Here is an 18,838-nt window from a genome sequence, read left to right on the forward strand (position 1 = left end):
AAAGCAGTTATGCTTTCGAGCAAGTCTTAATGGCGAAATCTTTAGTTACAGTTATACGAATATCCACAGGCTTTGAAATTCTTATAGAAAAAACCACAGATCACCGTGATCCGTGGTTCCTCATTATTTAACTGGTAAAACGTAGAGCAATATTGATAAGAAATGAGTAATACTTGCTGCTAAAACGAACAAATGCCACACAGCATGGTGATAGCGGAACTTTCTCCAAATGTAAAACACTGTACCAACTGTATAAAGTACTCCGCCTGTAATTAGTAGAATCACGCCTGGTAAGGCAACTTTTGTCATAATTGGGTTTAAAACAAATACAACGAGCCATCCCATTCCTATATAAAACAATGTTGATAAGACGATAAACCTTTTTACAAAAAAGATTTTAAAAACAATTCCTGCTGCTGCTAAAGCCCAGACTACAGATAACAGCACCCAACCAATTGTACCGTCAACGACAATAACCATAATCGGCGTATATGTGCCAGCTATAAATAGATATATTGCAGAGTGATCTAGTATTTCAAAAACTGATTTCACTTTTTCCTTTTGGAAACTATGAAGCAAAGTTGAACAAACATACAACAGTAAAAACGTCACTCCGTATATTGTAAAACTGATCACGTGCCCGACTGTTCCATGTAGACTGGCGAAGACAATTAACAAGACAAGTGCACCAACGCCTAAAACGATACCGATTCCATGAGTAATCGCGTTAGCAATTTCTTCTTTCTTCGTAAAAGTATGTGTATTACCCAACCTGTAAAAACTCCTCTCATCTTGCCAAAATCTATCCTTCACAAATATGTGTATGTGCCTATTTTTATTTTGTTCATTGTACCATACAAGACATTAATTATACATTATTGAGTTTAACTTCCAACCATCATCATTTTTATAAGTTAAAATCACTTCGAAATCAAAGCGTACATCTTTATCACCAGCAGTGAAAAATGTGTATTCAAGTGTAAAAAGCTCATCTTCTTCATGATATTGAAAAAGAGTTTGTCGGACATAATTAACTTGATCTAATTTCAAATAATGAAAGGTATTCACTATCCCTTCTTCATTTTCAATTTCAATTGTCTCATTATCGGAAAAAACCGTAATATTATCGCCAACTAGCTCTTCAAGACTAACATGATCCACTTCATGCATCGCTTGAAAGATTTCTTTCGATCGTTCATCAAGTTCATTTCTCAATTGCCGCTCTGTATCTCTTAAGTTGTCCACTTCTATTACTTGTTGTTTGTAAGTTAAAATATCATCTTTTAATTGTGCGTTCTCTTCCTTTAATTCATCGATTGTATCTAACATCTCTTTCATTTGTTCACGTTCTTGTTCTAATTGGTTTGCAAGATTTTCATTTGTAGAAATTAATGTATCAATATCAGAGTCAGTATAATCTTCGTAGTCTTCAAGATCACTACTTGAATTTTCATCAGAACATGCTGTAAATAATGGTAAAGTGAAGAAGAGAATGATGAAAGCCACCCTTTTCATAGTAATGAACCCCTTTAGTTTATTTAGAAAACATTTTTATTTCTCTTCATTATACCTTATTTATTATGAAGGAAACGTTTCTATGTATAAAAGCGATTTTATTTTATCACTTTTTTCCAATCATTGAAAAGGGGGAAATTATGCAAGATGATGTCGTATTATATATCAGAATCTATTCAAAGAGCTCAATAGCAGAATAATACTCTGACAAAATGACAGAAAAAAAGCTTTTTTTATTACTTATAATACTAGAAAAAAACCAATCCTACTTTTCAAATAGAATTGGTATAAGTCATCATAAGCAAAGTTCCATACAAATGTAAAATTACCAGAAAAATGCGGTTCCTACTAGGAAACCACCTATCGCCGCTAAAGCAATCGGTACAACTGGACTATATCCTCCATAATAACCATAACCGAAGCCATACTGCCTGGAACCACCGAAAGGTTGTAGGTAAACATTGGTCCTATCAACATTTACAATTCTCCCTACATATTCTCTCCCCCGTCGATCAGTAATTCTAGCGACACGCCCTCGATGTCGGCAGCATAAGTCATAATAATGTGACGCACTTGCCATGTAGCGTCCACCTCCTTCAACTTGCCTCATCTATAGTGTATTGCAATGAATGAAAAAGGTTTGGACAATCGTCACGTTCATAAGGAATTTAGCATACATAAACTATAAAATGGGAGGAAAACCGATGGTAAATTACACTGATATGCTTGCAGCTTATGGTATTGCATCTGCTCATCCTGGAGGAAAGATTTCAACAAAGAAAGTGTTAAGTGAATATCCAATTAAACATCATTCTAACGTTTTAGAAGTTGGTTGTGGGATTGGTGACACGAGTAAAACAATCGTACAACAGTATAATTCTCAAGTCATTGCAGTTGATGCACATGAAAAAATGATCCGAAAGGCGAAACAGCGTCACCGGCATATTCAGAACATTACATTTGTCCAAAAAGATATTTCTGAGGCACATTTTGAAAACGAAACGTTTGAGGCGATCATATGTGAATCTGTCTTATCTTTCACTTCAAGTAAAGAGGTGTTGCAACTGTTTAAAAACTGGATTAAAAGAACTGGAACCCTCTATTTATTAGAACCAGTATATCACGGAGGATTATCCCCTTCACAATTAAATGAGTATAAAACATTCTATGATTTTTCTACGTTAAACACGAAACAAGATTGGATATCTTTAATAGAAAGTTGTGGTTTCACTTTGTTACGCACATACGAAAGCACCGAATTGTTTTCTGATGAGGAAGAAAAAACAATACCAGAGATGATGTTCGATGAAGAAATAACAGCTGATTTAGAAAAGGTTATGGAACAGCATCTAAGCTTCAATGAAAGTAAATTAGCTTTTTTTGATTATGTTTATGCTGTTTGTAAAAAAATATAGTTTTATAAAATAGCTCCTTTCGTATTCATTGCTACTCCTTTATCATCTCTGTTGATGCAAACGACAATTTTTACGGAAAATCATAAGAAAAGCGCAAGGCGCACGCCTATCGGCAGAAAGTGCTGCCTCTTCCTCTTCTAGCATCGCTCTGTGGTTATATCCGTCAACCGGGCAATACACCACGTCCTGTGGCATGCCCGGCATTAGGACGTCCTGTCCGTCGAGGCAAATCGCTAGATCAGATCTTCGGCTAAACCCCCGCGTCCTGCGGGGACGCCGAAATCACCACATCCGTGTGGAAGCTCGTGTAGTAAACGCTCGTGCCTGAAGTCTAGACAGCAATATTGATATTTTATACGAGAAGCGTAGCCATGGTTGTTTCTTATCTTTTAAAAAATGCCTTTATAAAAAAAGCCAGGATCTCAACGGATCCTAGCTTTTTCGTTAATCATCTCGATCTCTCTTTTTATTTCTTTCTACGATATTTTCTAATAAGTCGAGCAGATCGTCACGCGACATGTCAGTACGCTTTTTACGCTGTTTGCGAGGGGGTAAAGATGGCGGATTCTCCTCGTCATACATAAATGGTTCTTCGTAACGTTCTTCATTTACATCTTGAATTTCCTCATGTTCATTGTACGATTCTTCAAAATGTAACGGCTGTTCTTCATCAACTTCACGATAAAACTCTTTAAAGTCTGTTTCACGATCATCTTTATCTGCCTCTTGTAATTTGTAATGGTTTCTTCTTTTTCCTTGTTCAGTAGTATAAGCTTCATCAAGCAAGTACGCAGGAATTAATTGACCATCCGGCATGACATATTTTCGGTTTAAGTTCCGCGTTTCTCGGTCGAAAAAGCTGTAGACAACAGGTATAAAGAACAATGTTAAAAACGTCGCACTTATCATGCCGCCAATAACTGTAATCGCCATGGGCTGCTGCAACTCTGTTCCTTCCCCGATTCCTAATGCAAGCGGGACAAGTCCTAAAATCGTCGTCATAGCTGTCATTAAGATCGGGCGTGCACGGTCTTTTACTGCTTCAACAATCGCTTCATAGCTGCGATATCCAGCTGCTTTTTTCTGATTAATATAATCTACTAGCACAATCGCATTATTCACGACAATACCAGCAAGAACGATAAGCCCAATGAAAGCTGTCACACTAATCGGTGTTCTTGTCACCGTTAACCCGATTGCTACACCAATAAGTACGAGCGGAACACTAAACATAATAACAAATGGATATTTAAACGATTCAAATTGTGCAGCCATTACTAAATACACAAACACAATCGCTAATATAAGGGCAAGAGTTAGATCATTGATTGCGTCCTCCATCAACTCTTGATCACCAGTAAATGAGATCGATGTCTCAGAAGGAATATCGAGATCATCAATTGTTAATTGAACTAAATCTGATATCTCTCCAAGATGGTATTGTGTTCCATATTGAAGTGTAAATTGAACAGAATCCTCTTGGTTAATACGATTAATTGTCGCTGGTCCTTCACCTTCTTCAATCGTTGCAATATCACCAAGGGAAATATACTCTCCATTTTGATTTCGTAAGCGTAAATTTTCTAATGCATCAATATCATCAATGGCTTCCTCTTCATATTGAACATGGACTTCATAAATGTCATTATTATTTGTAACGATTTGTGTAGCCATTGCACCTCGCATCTTATTATTAACAAGGTCAGCAACTTGAGCAGGTGCGAATCCTTCATCTCTTGCAGCTTCTTCATCAACGAGAATTTGCACTTCCGGAACTGTGTCAGTCAAGTCATTTATTACTTCATTAAACTCTGGCATTTCTTCAAATTCTGCCATAAGTTCATCAGAAACTTCTTCAAGACGGTTTGGATCTGTATCTGTCACATTAAAAGTAAACGTATTCGGACTGTTTCCAAATGATGCTTCAAACTCTATTGAAATATCTGCATCAGGAGCAGCACGTTCAATGTCACGTCGAATTGATTCAGCAAAATCCATCGTTGATACATTCCGTTCATTTAAAGGAAGCATCGTCACATAAATGGAGGCTTCATGACTGTTACTCGTACCAAAAACCGAGGCTTCCTGGCCAGCTGATCCAGTAATACTTAGGTAATCACGGATATCTGCCTCATCATCAAGAATCTCCTCAATGTTTTGAATCGATTCATGCGTTTGTTCTAAAGATGTACCTCGCTCCATTTCAACTTCGACAGTAAAGAATCCTTCATCTGAAGCTGGTAAAAATTCTGTCCCGACTGTTGTGACACCGTACCCTCCTCCAACTAACAAAAGAAGCGTGATGATGAAAATAACTGTACGATTTTTTAATGACCAGCGTGCAGAGCGGTCAAATGTTTTGACAAAAGATGACTCTCTTCGCTTCTTTTCAATATTTTCTTTAGGTGCTTTTAAAATACGGCTTGCAATCATCGGGACGACAGTTAATGCAACTGCAAGAGAGGCAAATAAACTGAATGAAACAGTGAGAGCAAACTCTCTAAATAAATTACCGACTATCCCTGATATAAAAACGACGGGCAAGAAAACGGAAATTGTCGTTAATGTAGATGCAGTAATCGCTGCTGCGACTTCTTTTGCACCATCCATCGCAGCTGTTTTCGGCTCTTTTTTCATTGATAAATGACGATAGATGTTTTCAATTACGACAATTGAATTATCGACGAGCATCCCGATCCCTAATGCAAGTCCGCCCAATGTCATTATGTTAAGTGAAAAGTTTGTGAAATAAAGTAATACAAACGTCACGATAACAGAAAACGGTATCGCTATTCCAATTAACAATGGTGTTTTCATGCTTCGTAAAAAGAAGAACAACACGAGCATCGCAATGATTCCGCCGGCAATAAGAGCCATAAAGACATTACTGACCGCTTCTTCAACGAAATCACCTTGGTCAAACAACATCGCTATATCTAAATCACGATACTTTTCATCTTCCAGCAATTCATTTAGCCTGTCATTAAACGCTCTAGAAACATCTGCTGTATTTGCATCAGATTGCTGCTGGACACTTAACAATACGGATGGATCTTGATTTGTTTCAGTAATGACATTACTTGCCTCAGGGATAATATCAACTGTACCAACATCATTTACCGTGATTTCGTCACCAGTTTCTGGGTCAACGGTTAATACAATTGACTCAATGTCTTCTAAATCATTCATTTCAAAAAGGACTCTGGTTGTTAACTCATAATCCCCGCTTCGAACTGTTCCTCCTGGTGCAGTTACGTTATGAGCTTGAATAGCATTCACTACGTCAGACTGCTCGAGTCCAAAACCTTCAAGCTCATCTTGATTTAGTTCAACGACAATCTCATCAATGGCATCACCTACAATATCAATTGTCGCTACACCATTAATCTTCACTAACTCCTGCTCTAAATCATGTACGAGTTCACTTAAATGATCATCCTCGTTTCCTGTAGCTAGTGAAAGCTGGATAATCGGGAATTGTGACGGATCAAATTTTAAAAAACGTGGATCACCAGCGTCTGATGGTAATGGTGCTTGATTCATTCTCGTAATAATATCATTTTCGACATCGTCAATCGATGTTGTCCATGAAAACTCAAGAATCGTCATTGAAGAGCCTTCCATCGAGATCGTGCTTATATTATTTAATCCGGGTAACGTTGCTAAACTTTCTTCAAGCGGACGTGAAACTCTTTGAACAACTTCTTCCGGACTAGCATCATCATAACTCGTTACGACAGCTCCAATTGGCGGATCAATGTCTGGAATTAGTTTTAAAGGAATATTAATTAGTGAAATTAATCCTAATAGTAAGAACAATGTCATTGCTACAATTGTAAATACAGGTCTTCTGATTGAAAAATTAGTCAGTTTCACGTCGTTCCTCCTTCTTCCTTTCTGCTAAAATAATGTCTCGAAATTGTTTATATGAATGCTGAAGATTGCTTAAATCCTCAAGTTTCATTTTCGATAAATACTTTGAAAAAATCAATTCCCGCTTTTCGACCATTAGTTTTAATAAATGCTCCCCATCTGGTCCAAGTTTTAATATCGTATTTCTTCTGTTTGCTGGATCGATGTCACGTGCAACCATGTCCATTTGCTCTAATTTAGCAACCATTTGACTTACTGCACTCGCTGATACATTTAAATAATAGGCTAAGTCTTTGACATACTTAACTCCCTTTTTTCCGATCAAAAATAAAAGCAGTTGTTGATTTGATGAGAGTTTGTTGTCGTATTCAGTACTAAATTCATGATTGATCATGAGGCTGATATCTACGACAAGTTCCTCAATTTCTTTCATCATTTCACTTCTGTTCATTGTCCACCTCAAATAATTAGTTTTTAAATAATTAACTTTCTTAACTATAAAGATTCTTGAACTTTTTTTCAACAAAATGAAAGGTAAATCATTGACAATTTATTGAAGGGGATATGGTTGACATAGTTAGGAAAATTTATTGAAGATCTGATAAAAATTTTAGGAACACACTGTTAATTGAAATGACAGTGCTTTTGGGCTTATTGCACTTATATGTAATGATTGATGTTATCGCTTCCGCTTGCCGTTAGACAAGATATAAACGTATAAAAGGTACCTTAAAGGCACCTTTTATTGGCTATAATTACTCGTATTCGATTCATGTTAATATTCACTTTAGATCATTATTCAAATGTCCCTTTTACGACATATTCGTTATCTTTCATAAGCCATCGACCGTTTGCAATCACACTATTTATTTCAAGATGATCTTTTGAAAGGATTAATATGTCGGCATCTTTGTTCGGCTTTAATGTCCCTTTCGCATCTAACTTCAACACATTTGCTGGATTTTCTGTTGCCACTTTAAGAGCTTGATCAAATGGTATTTGTTCTTTCACATGAGCATCACGAACTTCTGTAAATAAACTCTTTACTTTCCCAACGCCAAGTCCTATAAATTGTTTATCCTCGTTAAATTTTGGTAAGCTTCCTTGGCCGTCAGAAGTAAACGTCACTTGATTTATTGGTACACCATCTTCTAGTACTCTTCTTAATATACGGCTGCATTTTAATTCCGAGTGCTCAAGATCTGGATTTAAACTACTCGTTGTAAAATCGATATATCCACCTTTCTTAGCATAAACAATCCCTGCCTCAAGAAGATCTGCATGTCGATTTATATGTGTCGGCCACAGTTGTTGAATTGGGATTTCCGTCTCATCAACTATTTCTTCAAGTAGAGTAAGCATCCCTTTTCCATCACCGACATGAATGTTTACAACGCCACCTTTTCCTGACAATATTCCACCAATTCTCGCCTCGCTAGCTAATCTGGCTAATTCCGCTTTTGTCGGTTGAGATGATCGGTGGTCGGAAATCGCAATTTCACCTGCACCAATGATTTCTTGTACGAGGATCAAGTCACTTTCTACAGATCCTGTTAACGTTTTTACTGGAACGTGATAATTCCCACTCATACAATAACAAGAGATTCCTTCTTCATTTAGTCCTTTCGCCTTTGCAACGAGATTCGTCATCGTTCTTGTCGTGCCATCTGTGCCAATAACACCTACAACTGTCGTAATTCCTGCTTCTATACAATCTGTTAACATTAGTTCTGGTGTACGAGTTTTAAAACTTCCTTCTCCTCCGCCACCTGTAATATGTACATGACCATCAATCAAGCCTGGCGTAATGAGTTGATTTGTTGCATCAATCAATTCTAAATGATTTTTTGATGCTGTTATTTCAATCTCCTTTTCAATTGCTGCAATTTTTCCATCAGCTATTAAAATATCTTTTACACCTAAATATTCAGGTGAAAATAATTCTCCGTTTTTTATTAGTTTCAGCAAGTTGAACACCTCTCCGAATAAATTTCTTTTATAAATTAATGAAATTTTCATAATGTTCCCATGTCTTATCTTAAATGACTTGCTGATATCTTTCCATCGTTTTGTAGACGAAAAGTTAGATTATACCGATCAAGTTTTCATCTTTTTATTTCTCATTTCAGAGGAAATAATTCTTATTGAAACAAGATAAGCGCAAGGCGCCCGCCTATCGGAGAAAACGCTGCCTCTTCTAGCATCGCTCTGTGGTTATATATATCCGTCAACCGGGTAATACGCCACGTCATGTGGCATGCCCGGCATTAGAACGTCCTGTCCGTCGAGGCAAATCGCTAGATCTGATCTTCATAAAAAAACCTTGAGAACAATGAAGTTCTCAAGGTTTTTTAGAAGTATAACATTGCGGCAATCCCAAGGGAAATCGAGCCCAATACGAATAACCCGACCGATGCTGCTTTCTCTTTCTTGTTATATAGCCCAAAAACGACGAAATATAACAATAACATGAATCCCATAAATAATATGCCATCAACAATCGGGTGGAATAATGTCGCTAGTGAGGCAGTATGTTGATATATGGGGAAATTTACGATTAAAGCGATTGCCCAACCAACAAATATTCCGATACCGATACACTGAATTAATTTTTTCATTCTTTACTCTCCATTCTTTTTCAAAATTTTTCACCTTTTATAACAATTTATTGAGATTGTTCTTTATTATCCGTACAATGTAACTAGAGAAAGAAGACTGGGAGGAGACCCAATATGGAAATATTCCTACAATTTTTACTCAATTTATTCGTTTTATTAACACCCATCTTCTTATACGTCATGTTCTGGAAAGGCTTAAAACTCCATCATCATACGACTTTGACAAAATTATTTTTCTTTTTTTTATGTATGGTAACGATCATCTTTATTATGTTATTCCCGATTCGGGTCGAGATCATGCAGAATATTCTTCCATTTGACTTTCAGTTCATCCCAATATTTGTCGCTACCTTGCTTGGAGGTTGGATATATGGCATACCGCTTATAATCGTTCAATCATCAACAAATTTCATTCTCTATGATTTAGAGGTAATGTTGTTCGGCTTATGCGCAGCAACCTTTATTTTTTTCGGAGCATATTGGATATCGTTAAGATACAATAAATTTGAGATGAAAAAGCGATCGCTTGTCACTTTAGCTGTCTTTTTCTCTCCAATTATGATTATTCTTTTTTTCCCAACTAACCCATTGATGCTTCCGTTAGGAGAATCTCTCATTGTCGGGATCGTATATGCAAGTGTAACAGGGCTAATTGCATTACTTATTCTCTCCTTAATTAACCTGATACAAACAAGTGAACAGTTAGAGAAAGACTTACAAAAAAGTGAACAGCTTCGACTAGTCAGTGAACTTGCTGCATCAGTTGCCCATGAAGTACGTAACCCAATGACTGTAGCAAGAGGATTTATCCAGTTGATTCACTCAAACTCGAAGTTAACTGATGATGAAAAAAAATATTTACAACTGACCATTTCAGAACTTGACCGAGCTCAATCGATAATAAGCGATTATTTATCATTGGCAAAGCCAAAAGAAAAGGTGAATGAGCCTGTTCTCGTTTATCATGTAATGGACAAGGTTAGACACACGGTTCAAGCTTATGCGCTCATGAATAACGTTTCGGTATTTTTAGACGTTCCGACCCATTTAAAAGTGAAAGCTGATGATAAAGAACTGACACAAGTATTATTAAACTTAGCTAAAAATGGGATCGAAGCGATGGAACACGGTGGCAGCTTATTTTTAACAGGATCACAAAAAGAGTCCCATGTCATATTAAAAGTTAAAGATACCGGTTGCGGCATGACGAATGAACAAGTAAAACGGCTTGGTACTGCTTATTATTCGACAAAAGAAAAAGGGACTGGGCTTGGTCTCATGATTACATATAATCTTATTCGATCATGGGGCGGCCAAGTAACCGTTAACAGTAAAGTTGATATTGGAACAGAATTTATCATTCAACTTCCTGCTGCATTTGAAAATGAATTTATCTCTAGTAAAACTTCAAGTCAAAGTGTATAAAAATTCGAAGTGAATTTCAAATTAAAAAGGCTGTTTTACGAGAAAACAGCCTTTTTGATCGTTAAGTTTAACCATTATTTAATACGAAATGCTCATAAAAATTTTGGTACTCTTCCTCTCCATGCAATCCTTCCATACGCATTACTTCCTCACCATTTCTATAATGAATAAGAGTAGGCGTCGCAGAGATTTGATGGTCATCCCATCCTTGTTCAAATTCCAAGATGTTATAAAGCTCTAGATCTACTCCTGTTTCATCCGCTAAAGGGATGAGAATTGGCGATGCTTCATTACAATACTCACATTGTGGACTATAAAAATACACGGTTACATCTTCTTCATTCTCAAGCTTATCATCTAATTCGTCCGGAAGAATTATATTCGAATACAAAGGATCATCAAGCTGTTCAATTGTCTCAGGATATAGACGTTCTTTCCCAAATGGGTTTCCTTCTGACTGCTGTTTGTTTTGATAAGAAGTTAAAAATGCTAAAGCACCAAATATAAGAATCACGATAAGACCGAATATAATAATTTTCTTCATTTTACAATCACTCCTTTGATGATTTAATCACCCATACCATAATGAGTGAGATACTCATGAATGCAATAAAAGCTAAAAATGGAATCGTCATAAATCCAAACCAGTTAATATATTGATGATTGCATGGAATGATACCACAAGCAGTTGAATTTTCACCTATAGCAGGTATTTTTTGCACTAAATAATGGTAGAGTGAAAACCCTGCACCGATTACACTAATAGGCAATGTATAAAAGGCTTGTTTCGCATCTTTTTTTACTGCAGCGATTGCTAAAGTGATTGCTAAAGGATACATAAAAATTCGCTGCACCCAGCAGAGCTCACATGGAATATAATTTCGTACTTCTGAAAAGAAGAGCGAGCCAAGTGTTGCAATTAAAGCAATTCCCCAAGCAGTAAACATTGCTAGTTCAATTTTTTCTTGTTTATCTTTCATCCTTCTCCCTCATTTCGGACAGGTCTTGCTTTTCTATCTTAGTACGAACTGTTTGTTTTGAAAAGAAATATGATTAATAATTCACCAAAACGTCACTCATACCTTTGCCATTAGTGTATTTAATGATTTGATATAGATATTGAAATTCCTTGAAGCACCGTAAAACCTTTCCTTTTTTATGGCACTCCAAGAGAAGTTGACTTTTCGATTAGGGAAATCCAAATAAAGCTTTTAGTCCAACTTACAACAACGAGAGGATGACTCATGTAGTGTCTGTTTTCCAGGCACTTGCTATGGAGTCATCCTCTGAGGCAGTGCAACCTTATAAACTATTTGCCCGTGCTAGAGCACCATCATCGGAGTTGTTTTCTTAATGAATGAAGTGACTTCGTCTGACGGCAAAGGTCGGCTGTATAAAAAACCTTGCATTTCATCACACTGTTGTTTGTTCAAAAATTCGACCATATCAGATGTTTCTACTCCTTCAGCGATAACTCTTAAATTCATATTATGGGCAAGCTGAATAATCGAAGTAACAATAGCTTGATCATTCGTATTGTCCAGCACTTCTCGAATAAATGACTGGTCAATTTTTAAAGTATCAATCGGAAAACGTCGCAAATATCCTAATGAGGAGTAGCCCGTTCCAAAATCATCGATTGAAATACTTATCCCAATTTCTTTTAGTTGTTCTAACGTCTTAAAGCATTCTTCACGATTATACAATAAATCGTTTTCTGTAATTTCAAGATCAAGTAATTGAGGTGGTAAACCCGTTTTACTTAAAACCTTTTTTACTTTACTGACAAAGTCAGGACGTTGGAACTCAATGGGAGAAATATTAATGCCCATCCGAAGAGATATCCCTTGTTCGAACCACTTTTTTGCTTGTTTGCACGCTTGTTCAAGAACCCAGTCACCTATCGGTACAATCAAACCTGTTTCTTCAGCTAATGGAATAAATGAACCTGGTGAAATGATCCCAAGCTCTTCATCATCCCATCTAATTAATGCTTCTACTCCGATGACTTTTTTTTTCTTTAAATCAATTTGCGGCTGATAACATAAATAAAAAGCTTTTTTTTCGGTTGCTATTCTTAACCGCTTTTCGATCTTAAGTCTTTCAACATGTTTCGTTTTGATTGATGGTGTGTACCATTGATAACCATCTTTTCCACGTTCTTTTGCATGATGCATGGCAAGTTCGGCTTGATAAACGATCGATCCATAAGTTTTCCCATGCTCTGGGTAATCAGAAATACCGATACTTGCAGTAATAAATAGCTCATATCCATTAATGACAAAGGGCTTTTGAAAACAATCCAGTATTTCCTCAGCAAATACATGTACTTCCTGCTCGTGTGATGGATTATTCAATAAGATCGAAAATTCATCTCCTCCATATCGATAAACCGTAACATTGATTTGTTCAATCTCTTTCAGCCTCATTGCAATCTTTTTTATTAATTGATCACCAGTAAAATGACCTAATGTATCATTGTAAAATTTAAACCGATCTAAGTCTATGTAAAAAACGGCAAATGAACGGTTTGTATGTTTCGCTTTGTTTATTTGCAAAAGAATATCCTGCTCAAATTTTTCTCTGTTCGGCAATCCGGTTAATTTATCAGCAATGACAAGTTCTTCAATCGTTTTTTTTGCTTCTTTCAATTCGGTGATATCACGGTGTAATAGAAGATACCCCTCTCCTTCACCATCTTCTGGAAAAAGTGGGGTCATGACTGTTTGGAATGTGACGACATCACCGTTTTTCATTTCGTATATAGCTTCCCAGACAAGTTGATTTCCTTCATCGAATTGGGCATTTTTTTTGAGGTTAAACGACGAATCGTAATCCCTACCAATTAATTCATATTCAGCGTATCCAAGCGATGCTGTAAATGAACGACTCACATATACGATTTTCCCATCTCCTGTTGTAATTACGAGTAACGATGTTTTTTCTAAAGCTTCTTTTAACTTATGTATAAGTTCCTGATATCCTCTGTTTTTGTTATCATCATCTTTATTTACCTGAAACCATACTTTCGAAAACCAATCTGGAAAATGAGAATCCATGTCGTCTCGGTTCAGTTGAACTTTTATGCTTTCATCTTTATTCTTCATTTTTTCCCTCCCTGGATGAAGTTCTTTTAGATGATGATCGAATTGCAGAAAGTTGACGTCACATCATTGTACGTCATTTACTAATCATACTGTTTGATCTGATCATCTTCTTTACATGATCATTTCTTAGGGGGACAGACCGTTTATCCCAGATCGTTTACGACACAATCACAGTATCCACATATTTATGACATGTGTGAAATAAAGGATCTTTATAAAATATTTATTTTTTTCCATAAATGCACAAAAACCGACCTTTATTCAGGTCGGTTGCACTACTAGCTCCTGCATATCAAAGTGCCCACATGAAGATATGCTTTCATAGCTTCCTCATCACATCATTTCATAATATGAAAATATTGCTAATTTCATTGTATTATTTTTTCAAACAAATAATCAAGATTTTTGACGAAATTTTTCGGTAAATTTGTTATTTAACACTCCTTTTAAGAAAAGGATCTTCCTTAAATTCTGTTCACGATCTTTCTCATGTTCTTTGTTTCTTTTTTCAGCCTTCAGGGTATTCTATTACCAAACCTCATTAAATAAAGGGGGATATATCATGGAGTTTGTCGAATTAAATCATGGAAATTTAAAATCAGTCTCCTATGATGAAGCTTTAAGAGAATTACACGTCCGCTTTAAAGATGGAGACTATATGATTTATTATGAAGTGTATAAGCTTGACTATATCGGTTTATTATCAAGTGAAAATTATTCTGATTTTTTTCAAGACCGGATTCAACCTAATTATCCATCGACAATGATTAATGACAGATAATTTCCTATTCACTAATTAAGGACTTCCGTTTAACTTATCGCGTAAATGTTCATGATAAAAAGGCGGGAGTCTTCTTCATGTCATTTAAAACTTTGGCGTCTGACTGCTCCCCCTTTAATTGAATCTGGCCAGAATGATTTAACGAGTGGCGTACTATGTTCTTAATGTGGAAAGTATTGAGAAACCATGAAAAAAATAGTGGTTTAACGAATGTTAGTTCGTTAAAATAGAATTGGATATCTTAGGTTGTAAACGAAAACCTACATATAAGGAGGGGTTAATTGTGAAAATTGGAGTACCTAGAGAAGTGAAAAACAATGAAAACCGTATTGCACTGACACCAGCAGGCGTTTTAACTTTAGTACAGGCTGGTCACAATGTTTATGTTGAAACAAACGCCGGAATTGGAAGCGGTTTCACGAATGACAATTATACCGAAGCAGGTGCTGTCATACTCGAGACCGCTAAAGAAGTTTGGGATCACTCTGATATGGTCATGAAAGTAAAAGAACCGCTTCCATCAGAGTATGATTATTTTCGTGAAGGGTTGATTTTATTTACTTACTTGCATTTAGCTGCTGTTCCTGAATTAGCAAAAGCACTTACCGAAAAGAAAGTTACAGCAATTGCTTACGAAACTGTGGAAGTGAATCGGACACTTCCTTTACTTACACCAATGAGTGAAGTTGCCGGAAGAATGGCAGCACAAATTGGCGCTCAATTTCTTGAAAAGCCTAAAGGCGGTAGTGGTATTTTACTATCTGGAGTGCCTGGAGTAAAACGTGGAAAAGTTACGGTAATCGGCGGCGGTGTCGTCGGCACAAATGCAGCAAAAATTGCGATGGGCTTAGGGGCTGATGTTACAATTATCGACTTAAGTCCAGAACGGCTTCGTCAGCTAGATGACATATTTGGGACCGAAATTAATACATTGATGAGTAATCCGTTAAATATTGCGAATGCCGTTAAAGAATCTGACCTTGTTATCGGAGCCGTCTTAATTCCTGGTGCCAAAGCACCGAAACTAGTCACGGAAGAGATGATTCAAGAAATGATGCACGGTTCCGTTGTCGTTGACGTTGCGATTGATCAAGGGGGAATTATCGAAACCGTTGACAAAATTACGACGCATGATGATCCAACATACACAAAACATGGAGTTGTGCATTACGCAGTCGCAAACATGCCTGGTGCTGTTCCGAGAACTTCAACGATTGCCTTAACGAATGTAACGGTTCCTTATGCACTCCAAATTGCAAACAAAGGAATCATTCAATCGTTAAAGGATAGCATGCCTTTAGAAAAAGGAGTCAATACGGCAAAAGGATATGTCACTTACGAGGCTGTCGCACGTGACTTGGGCTATGAATACAAATCTGTCCGTGAAACATTATCCATTTAATCATTCACTACTTGAGGCTATCACGGAAAGATCAACGTTTTTCGTGATAGCCTCGCCTTTTTTATTGGATCGGTTCATATTGGATGTTGCCTCACCTTTCACTCTGAGCACTAAAAGGCTAGCTCCTTGAAGAACGTGGGGAGATAGCCTTGGATAAACACGTTTTTTATGTGAAAAATTTAGGCTGGATTTCGGCTTCCTTTACTTTTTCATCGCCTCGATCCAATCCGTAATTCTATTGACATGTGTTAATCGTTCGTGTTCAGCTTGATGCGGATGTTCTGATATATAAACAGCTTTCATTCCTTTAAGTAAGGCAGGTGCAATTTCATTAATAAAATTGTCCCCAATTGAAACGATCTCTCCCATGTCGACCTCATATTGCTTTTGAAGTTCACCAAATAATCCGTCAGTAAATGTCGGCTTTTGCGCTGATGTAATAATGTGCTCAAATACGTGATCTAAGTTTAATTCTTTCAATAATCTTCCAACGTCTTCACGGTCACTGTTCGTCATTAGTACGGTCGGTGAAGACTTTCTTAATTCCAATAAAAATTCACGAAGCCCAGGTATTTGATCAAGCTGAAATTCATCACTGACCATATATTCTTTTGTCTCTAAATAACGCCGGTAACAATCTTTTACACCATAGTGTTTTGCACATGCAAATGGTAGCCACCAACCGTCCCCAATTGCAACAATGTTTTCAAAGTCAAACTTTATTTGGTCTTTTCCATACAATTCTCCTATGTTCTCAATTGGATTTGCATCCCAATCATGTGCTTCAACGACTGTTAACGTCATTGGGTCTACTGTTACGGCTAAATCTCTTTGAACATCATACGCTTTCCCAATTTTTACAGGATGATTGCCCTTTTTCATCTTATCGTAGTCATTCCAATAGTCGTCTTGTTTTTCGGCTATGACATCGGTTAACAGCCGTTTTGCGTAATAATCAAAGTGATCTGTTCCTTCATACAATGTTCCATCTAAATCAAAGATGTATAAATTCCCTTTCAACATCATTCACTTCCTTTATGTATTCGTGTGATTGGGCTTTATCAAATACCGATATGTTTCTTACTTTATTGTGCATGTTCAAAAAGGAGGACAGAAAGAGCCAAGTAGATCAATGGACAAATTTATGAGTCGCAGAAGCGTATCGTGTTAATACGTGAGTAACAGAGAAACAAGTCAACGCAGAGATACGAAAGCTGTTTTTCCCGGACTTTTTGAACATCCTCTTATAGCAAACAAATGGTTAAGACATCCTCCTATAAAGAGTAATACAAAGACTCCCTTCCATCAAGCAGAAGTTCTCTTAGCAAAATATGAATCGGTCTTTAACGAAATGTAAACAAAAAACAGCCTTTGTAAAGGTTATGTAAGAATAAGGTAAATTCTATAGTATTCCACAAATCCCTCATGCATAATCACAATTGTAAGACAACAATAGATAAAAAGTGAGGGGTTAACATGAAAAAATTGTTGGTAGGTTTATTTTCTACTGTGCTAGCTTTGTCGTTAGTTGCATGTGGAGAAGATGAAGAAGAAGCAGTTGCTGAATCCAATGAAGATGATGGCAATGATGAACAGACAGAAGAAGTTGCAGACGATGATGATGCAGATACAAATGGTGAAAACGGAGACCTTCCTGATGAGATTGTATTAGGTTTTGTTCCTTCTACTGATTCTGACCAAATTGCTTCTACAGTCGAACCGCTAGCAGAGCGTCTATCTGAAGAGCTAGGAATTCCAGTAGATGGCCGTGTCATGACAAATTATTCAGCACTTGTCGAAGCGATGGGGAGTGGACAAGTTCAAGTCGGTTTTATTCCTGCATTTGCATATGTGTTAGCAAATGAACGCCATGATATTGATGTTATCTTAAAGTCCATTCGTGATGGTGAAGATAACTATAGAGCACAATACTCCGTTCGTGCAGATTCGGGCATTGAATCGTTAGAAGATCTTGAAGGTACAGTATGGGCATTCCCAGATGTTGCTTCAACGAGTGGTTACCTATTCCCTGCAACGCAAATAAGAGATGAATTTGACATTACAGAGGATGAATTTTTCGGTGACTTACTCGAAGCTGGTTCTCACGACAATGCATTAATTACTGTTTTAGAAGGCAATGCCGATGTTGCTACGACATTTGAAGATGCGAGAGAAATCATTGAAGATGACTACCCTGAAGTATTTGATGAACAAGATGGGTTAGTCGTATTAGGCCACACAGAACCAATTCCAAACGATACTATTTCAGTAATTAAAGAATTACCAAGTGACTTTGTTGACCAAATCCGTAATGCGTTTTTAGCATTCAATGACGATGAGGAAATGATCAACATTATGCAAGAAGTTTATCGATGGGATGGAATTGCAGAAGCAGAAGACAATGAATATGACATAGTGCGTGAAGCTTATGAAAACTTCGCTGATGAAGTAGACCCATTAAACTGACATCGTTTACATGTCAAATCATTTTTTAGCAAAAGAGGGGGAGATACTCTTCTCCTCTTTCGCACGTCTTTAAACAATTGTGTATACAGCTGCTAATCTCAGCAAGTAAGCAAATCAATTTCACTTACAGTGTGTGTTCAAAAAGGCGCTTCCTCCACACGGATGTGGTGACTTCGGTGTTCCCGTTAGACACGGGGAGTTTGGATGAAGATCTGATCGATCGAGTTGTCTCGACG

General features: G+C 37.0%; 16 protein-coding genes and 1 riboswitch. Of the genes, 5 read left to right on the forward strand and 11 right to left on the reverse strand.

All coding sequences use genetic code 11. The features are described from left to right. Positions 1-123: 123 nt before the first annotated feature. The 3 genes from trhA to CD001_RS20585 form a co-directional block, all read right to left on the reverse strand. Positions 124-771: a PAQR family membrane homeostasis protein TrhA gene (gene trhA, locus CD001_RS20575; RefSeq protein WP_096189478.1), complete on the reverse strand. Its 648-nt coding sequence runs from the start codon at positions 769-771 to the stop codon at positions 124-126. Between the two features lie 93 nt (positions 772-864). Beyond that, complete coding sequence (locus CD001_RS20580; RefSeq protein ID WP_096189479.1) at positions 865-1,515, reverse strand: hypothetical protein; 651 nt, start codon at positions 1,513-1,515, stop codon at positions 865-867. Positions 1,516-1,840: 325 nt separating this feature from the next. After that, on the reverse strand, positions 1,841-2,095 hold the full coding sequence (locus CD001_RS20585) for a hypothetical protein (RefSeq protein ID WP_096189480.1): 255 nt from the start codon (positions 2,093-2,095) through the stop codon (positions 1,841-1,843). A 124-nt stretch (positions 2,096-2,219) separates the two neighbouring features. Here CD001_RS20585 and CD001_RS20590 point away from each other — a divergent pair, with 124 nt between their 5' ends. Next, positions 2,220-2,930 carry a class I SAM-dependent methyltransferase gene (locus tag CD001_RS20590; RefSeq protein ID WP_179298836.1) on the forward strand — a complete coding sequence of 237 codons (711 nt, stop codon included), beginning with the start codon at positions 2,220-2,222 and terminating at the stop codon, positions 2,928-2,930. 444 nt (positions 2,931-3,374) lie between these two features. Here the strand turns inward: CD001_RS20590 and CD001_RS20595 are convergent, their stop codons facing one another. The 4 genes from CD001_RS20595 to CD001_RS20610 all read right to left on the reverse strand — a co-directional run bounded on the left by CD001_RS20595 (position 3,375) and on the right by CD001_RS20610 (position 9,421). Beyond that, positions 3,375-6,806 carry an efflux RND transporter permease subunit gene (locus tag CD001_RS20595; protein ID WP_096189483.1) on the reverse strand — a complete coding sequence of 1,144 codons (3,432 nt, stop codon included), beginning with the start codon at positions 6,804-6,806 and terminating at the stop codon, positions 3,375-3,377. Next, positions 6,793-7,254 (reverse strand): MarR family transcriptional regulator, encoded by a 462-nt coding sequence (locus tag CD001_RS20600; protein ID WP_096189484.1) that lies wholly within the window; start codon positions 7,252-7,254, stop codon positions 6,793-6,795. Before CD001_RS20600 ends, CD001_RS20595 begins: the two co-directional genes overlap by 14 nt. Before the next feature lie 344 nt (positions 7,255-7,598). After that, positions 7,599-8,771 (reverse strand): beta-aspartyl-peptidase, encoded by a 1,173-nt coding sequence (iadA, locus tag CD001_RS20605; protein ID WP_096190702.1) that lies wholly within the window; start codon positions 8,769-8,771, stop codon positions 7,599-7,601. Between the two features lie 383 nt (positions 8,772-9,154). Further along, on the reverse strand, positions 9,155-9,421 hold the full coding sequence (locus CD001_RS20610; protein WP_096189485.1) for a hypothetical protein: 267 nt from the start codon (positions 9,419-9,421) through the stop codon (positions 9,155-9,157). Positions 9,422-9,535: 114 nt separating this feature from the next. On the opposite strand from CD001_RS20610, the gene CD001_RS20615 reads away from it, so the two are divergent. Further along, the gene (locus CD001_RS20615; protein WP_096189486.1) at positions 9,536-10,846 is read left to right on the forward strand and encodes a sensor histidine kinase; all 1,311 of its coding nucleotides are present in this window, start codon (positions 9,536-9,538) and stop codon (positions 10,844-10,846) included. 67 nt (positions 10,847-10,913) lie between these two features. Here the strand turns inward: CD001_RS20615 and CD001_RS20620 are convergent, their stop codons facing one another. The 3 genes from CD001_RS20620 to CD001_RS20630 all read right to left on the reverse strand — a co-directional run bounded on the left by CD001_RS20620 (position 10,914) and on the right by CD001_RS20630 (position 13,953). Further along, entirely contained in the window at positions 10,914-11,390 is a 477-nt protein-coding gene (locus CD001_RS20620) for a thioredoxin family protein (RefSeq protein ID WP_096189487.1), read from the reverse strand. Between the two features lie 7 nt (positions 11,391-11,397). Next, a complete protein-coding gene (locus tag CD001_RS20625) occupies positions 11,398-11,826 on the reverse strand; it encodes a disulfide oxidoreductase (protein WP_096189489.1) in 429 nt (142 codons plus the stop codon). 342 nt (positions 11,827-12,168) lie between these two features. Then, positions 12,169-13,953, reverse strand: a complete 1,785-nt coding sequence (locus CD001_RS20630; RefSeq protein ID WP_096189490.1) for a sensor domain-containing protein — start codon at positions 13,951-13,953, stop codon at positions 12,169-12,171. 255 nt (positions 13,954-14,208) lie between these two features. After that, positions 14,209-14,292: riboswitch (cyclic di-GMP riboswitch) on the reverse strand. A 223-nt stretch (positions 14,293-14,515) separates the two neighbouring features. On the opposite strand from CD001_RS20630, the gene CD001_RS20635 reads away from it, so the two are divergent. Together CD001_RS20635 and ald are read left to right on the forward strand one after the other, a co-directional pair. Continuing rightward, positions 14,516-14,734 (forward strand): KTSC domain-containing protein, encoded by a 219-nt coding sequence (locus CD001_RS20635; protein WP_096189492.1) that lies wholly within the window; start codon positions 14,516-14,518, stop codon positions 14,732-14,734. 283 nt (positions 14,735-15,017) lie between these two features. Continuing rightward, entirely contained in the window at positions 15,018-16,136 is a 1,119-nt protein-coding gene (ald, locus tag CD001_RS20640; RefSeq protein WP_096189494.1) for an alanine dehydrogenase, read from the forward strand. Between the two features lie 201 nt (positions 16,137-16,337). Here the strand turns inward: ald and CD001_RS20645 are convergent, their stop codons facing one another. Further along, positions 16,338-17,159, reverse strand: a complete 822-nt coding sequence (locus CD001_RS20645; RefSeq protein WP_257009884.1) for an HAD family hydrolase — start codon at positions 17,157-17,159, stop codon at positions 16,338-16,340. Between the two features lie 453 nt (positions 17,160-17,612). Between CD001_RS20645 and CD001_RS20650 the strand changes: the two genes are divergently transcribed. Then, positions 17,613-18,602, forward strand: a complete 990-nt coding sequence (locus CD001_RS20650) for a phosphate/phosphite/phosphonate ABC transporter substrate-binding protein (RefSeq protein WP_096189496.1) — start codon at positions 17,613-17,615, stop codon at positions 18,600-18,602. The last annotated feature ends 236 nt before the right edge of the window (positions 18,603-18,838 follow it).

Origin of the sequence: Evansella halocellulosilytica (genome assembly GCF_002335745.1) — a bacterium.
Classification (GTDB): Bacteria; Bacillota; Bacilli; order Bacillales; family Salisediminibacteriaceae; genus Bacillus_CA; species Bacillus_CA halocellulosilytica.

Bases quoted from the DNA above. Each gene is read 5' to 3' on its own strand.
- CD001_RS20600 (WP_096189484.1), bottom strand. From the start codon at position 7,254: ATGAACAGAAGTGAAATGATGAAAGAAATTGAGGAACTTGTCGTAGAT.
- CD001_RS20645 (WP_257009884.1), bottom strand. From the start codon at position 17,159: ATGTTGAAAGGGAATTTATACATCTTTGATTTAGATGGAACATTGTAT.
- CD001_RS20610 (WP_096189485.1), bottom strand. From the start codon at position 9,421: ATGAAAAAATTAATTCAGTGTATCGGTATCGGAATATTTGTTGGTTGG.
- CD001_RS20635 (WP_096189492.1), top strand. From the start codon at position 14,516: ATGGAGTTTGTCGAATTAAATCATGGAAATTTAAAATCAGTCTCCTAT.
- CD001_RS20620 (WP_096189487.1), bottom strand. From the start codon at position 11,390: ATGAAGAAAATTATTATATTCGGTCTTATCGTGATTCTTATATTTGGT.
- CD001_RS20625 (WP_096189489.1), bottom strand. From the start codon at position 11,826: ATGAAAGATAAACAAGAAAAAATTGAACTAGCAATGTTTACTGCTTGG.
- CD001_RS20630 (WP_096189490.1), bottom strand. From the start codon at position 13,953: ATGAAGAATAAAGATGAAAGCATAAAAGTTCAACTGAACCGAGACGAC.
- CD001_RS20615 (WP_096189486.1), top strand. From the start codon at position 9,536: ATGGAAATATTCCTACAATTTTTACTCAATTTATTCGTTTTATTAACA.
- CD001_RS20585 (WP_096189480.1), bottom strand. From the start codon at position 2,095: ATGGCAAGTGCGTCACATTATTATGACTTATGCTGCCGACATCGAGGG.
- CD001_RS20650 (WP_096189496.1), top strand. From the start codon at position 17,613: ATGAAAAAATTGTTGGTAGGTTTATTTTCTACTGTGCTAGCTTTGTCG.
- CD001_RS20580 (WP_096189479.1), bottom strand. From the start codon at position 1,515: ATGAAAAGGGTGGCTTTCATCATTCTCTTCTTCACTTTACCATTATTT.
- CD001_RS20590 (WP_179298836.1), top strand. From the start codon at position 2,220: ATGGTAAATTACACTGATATGCTTGCAGCTTATGGTATTGCATCTGCT.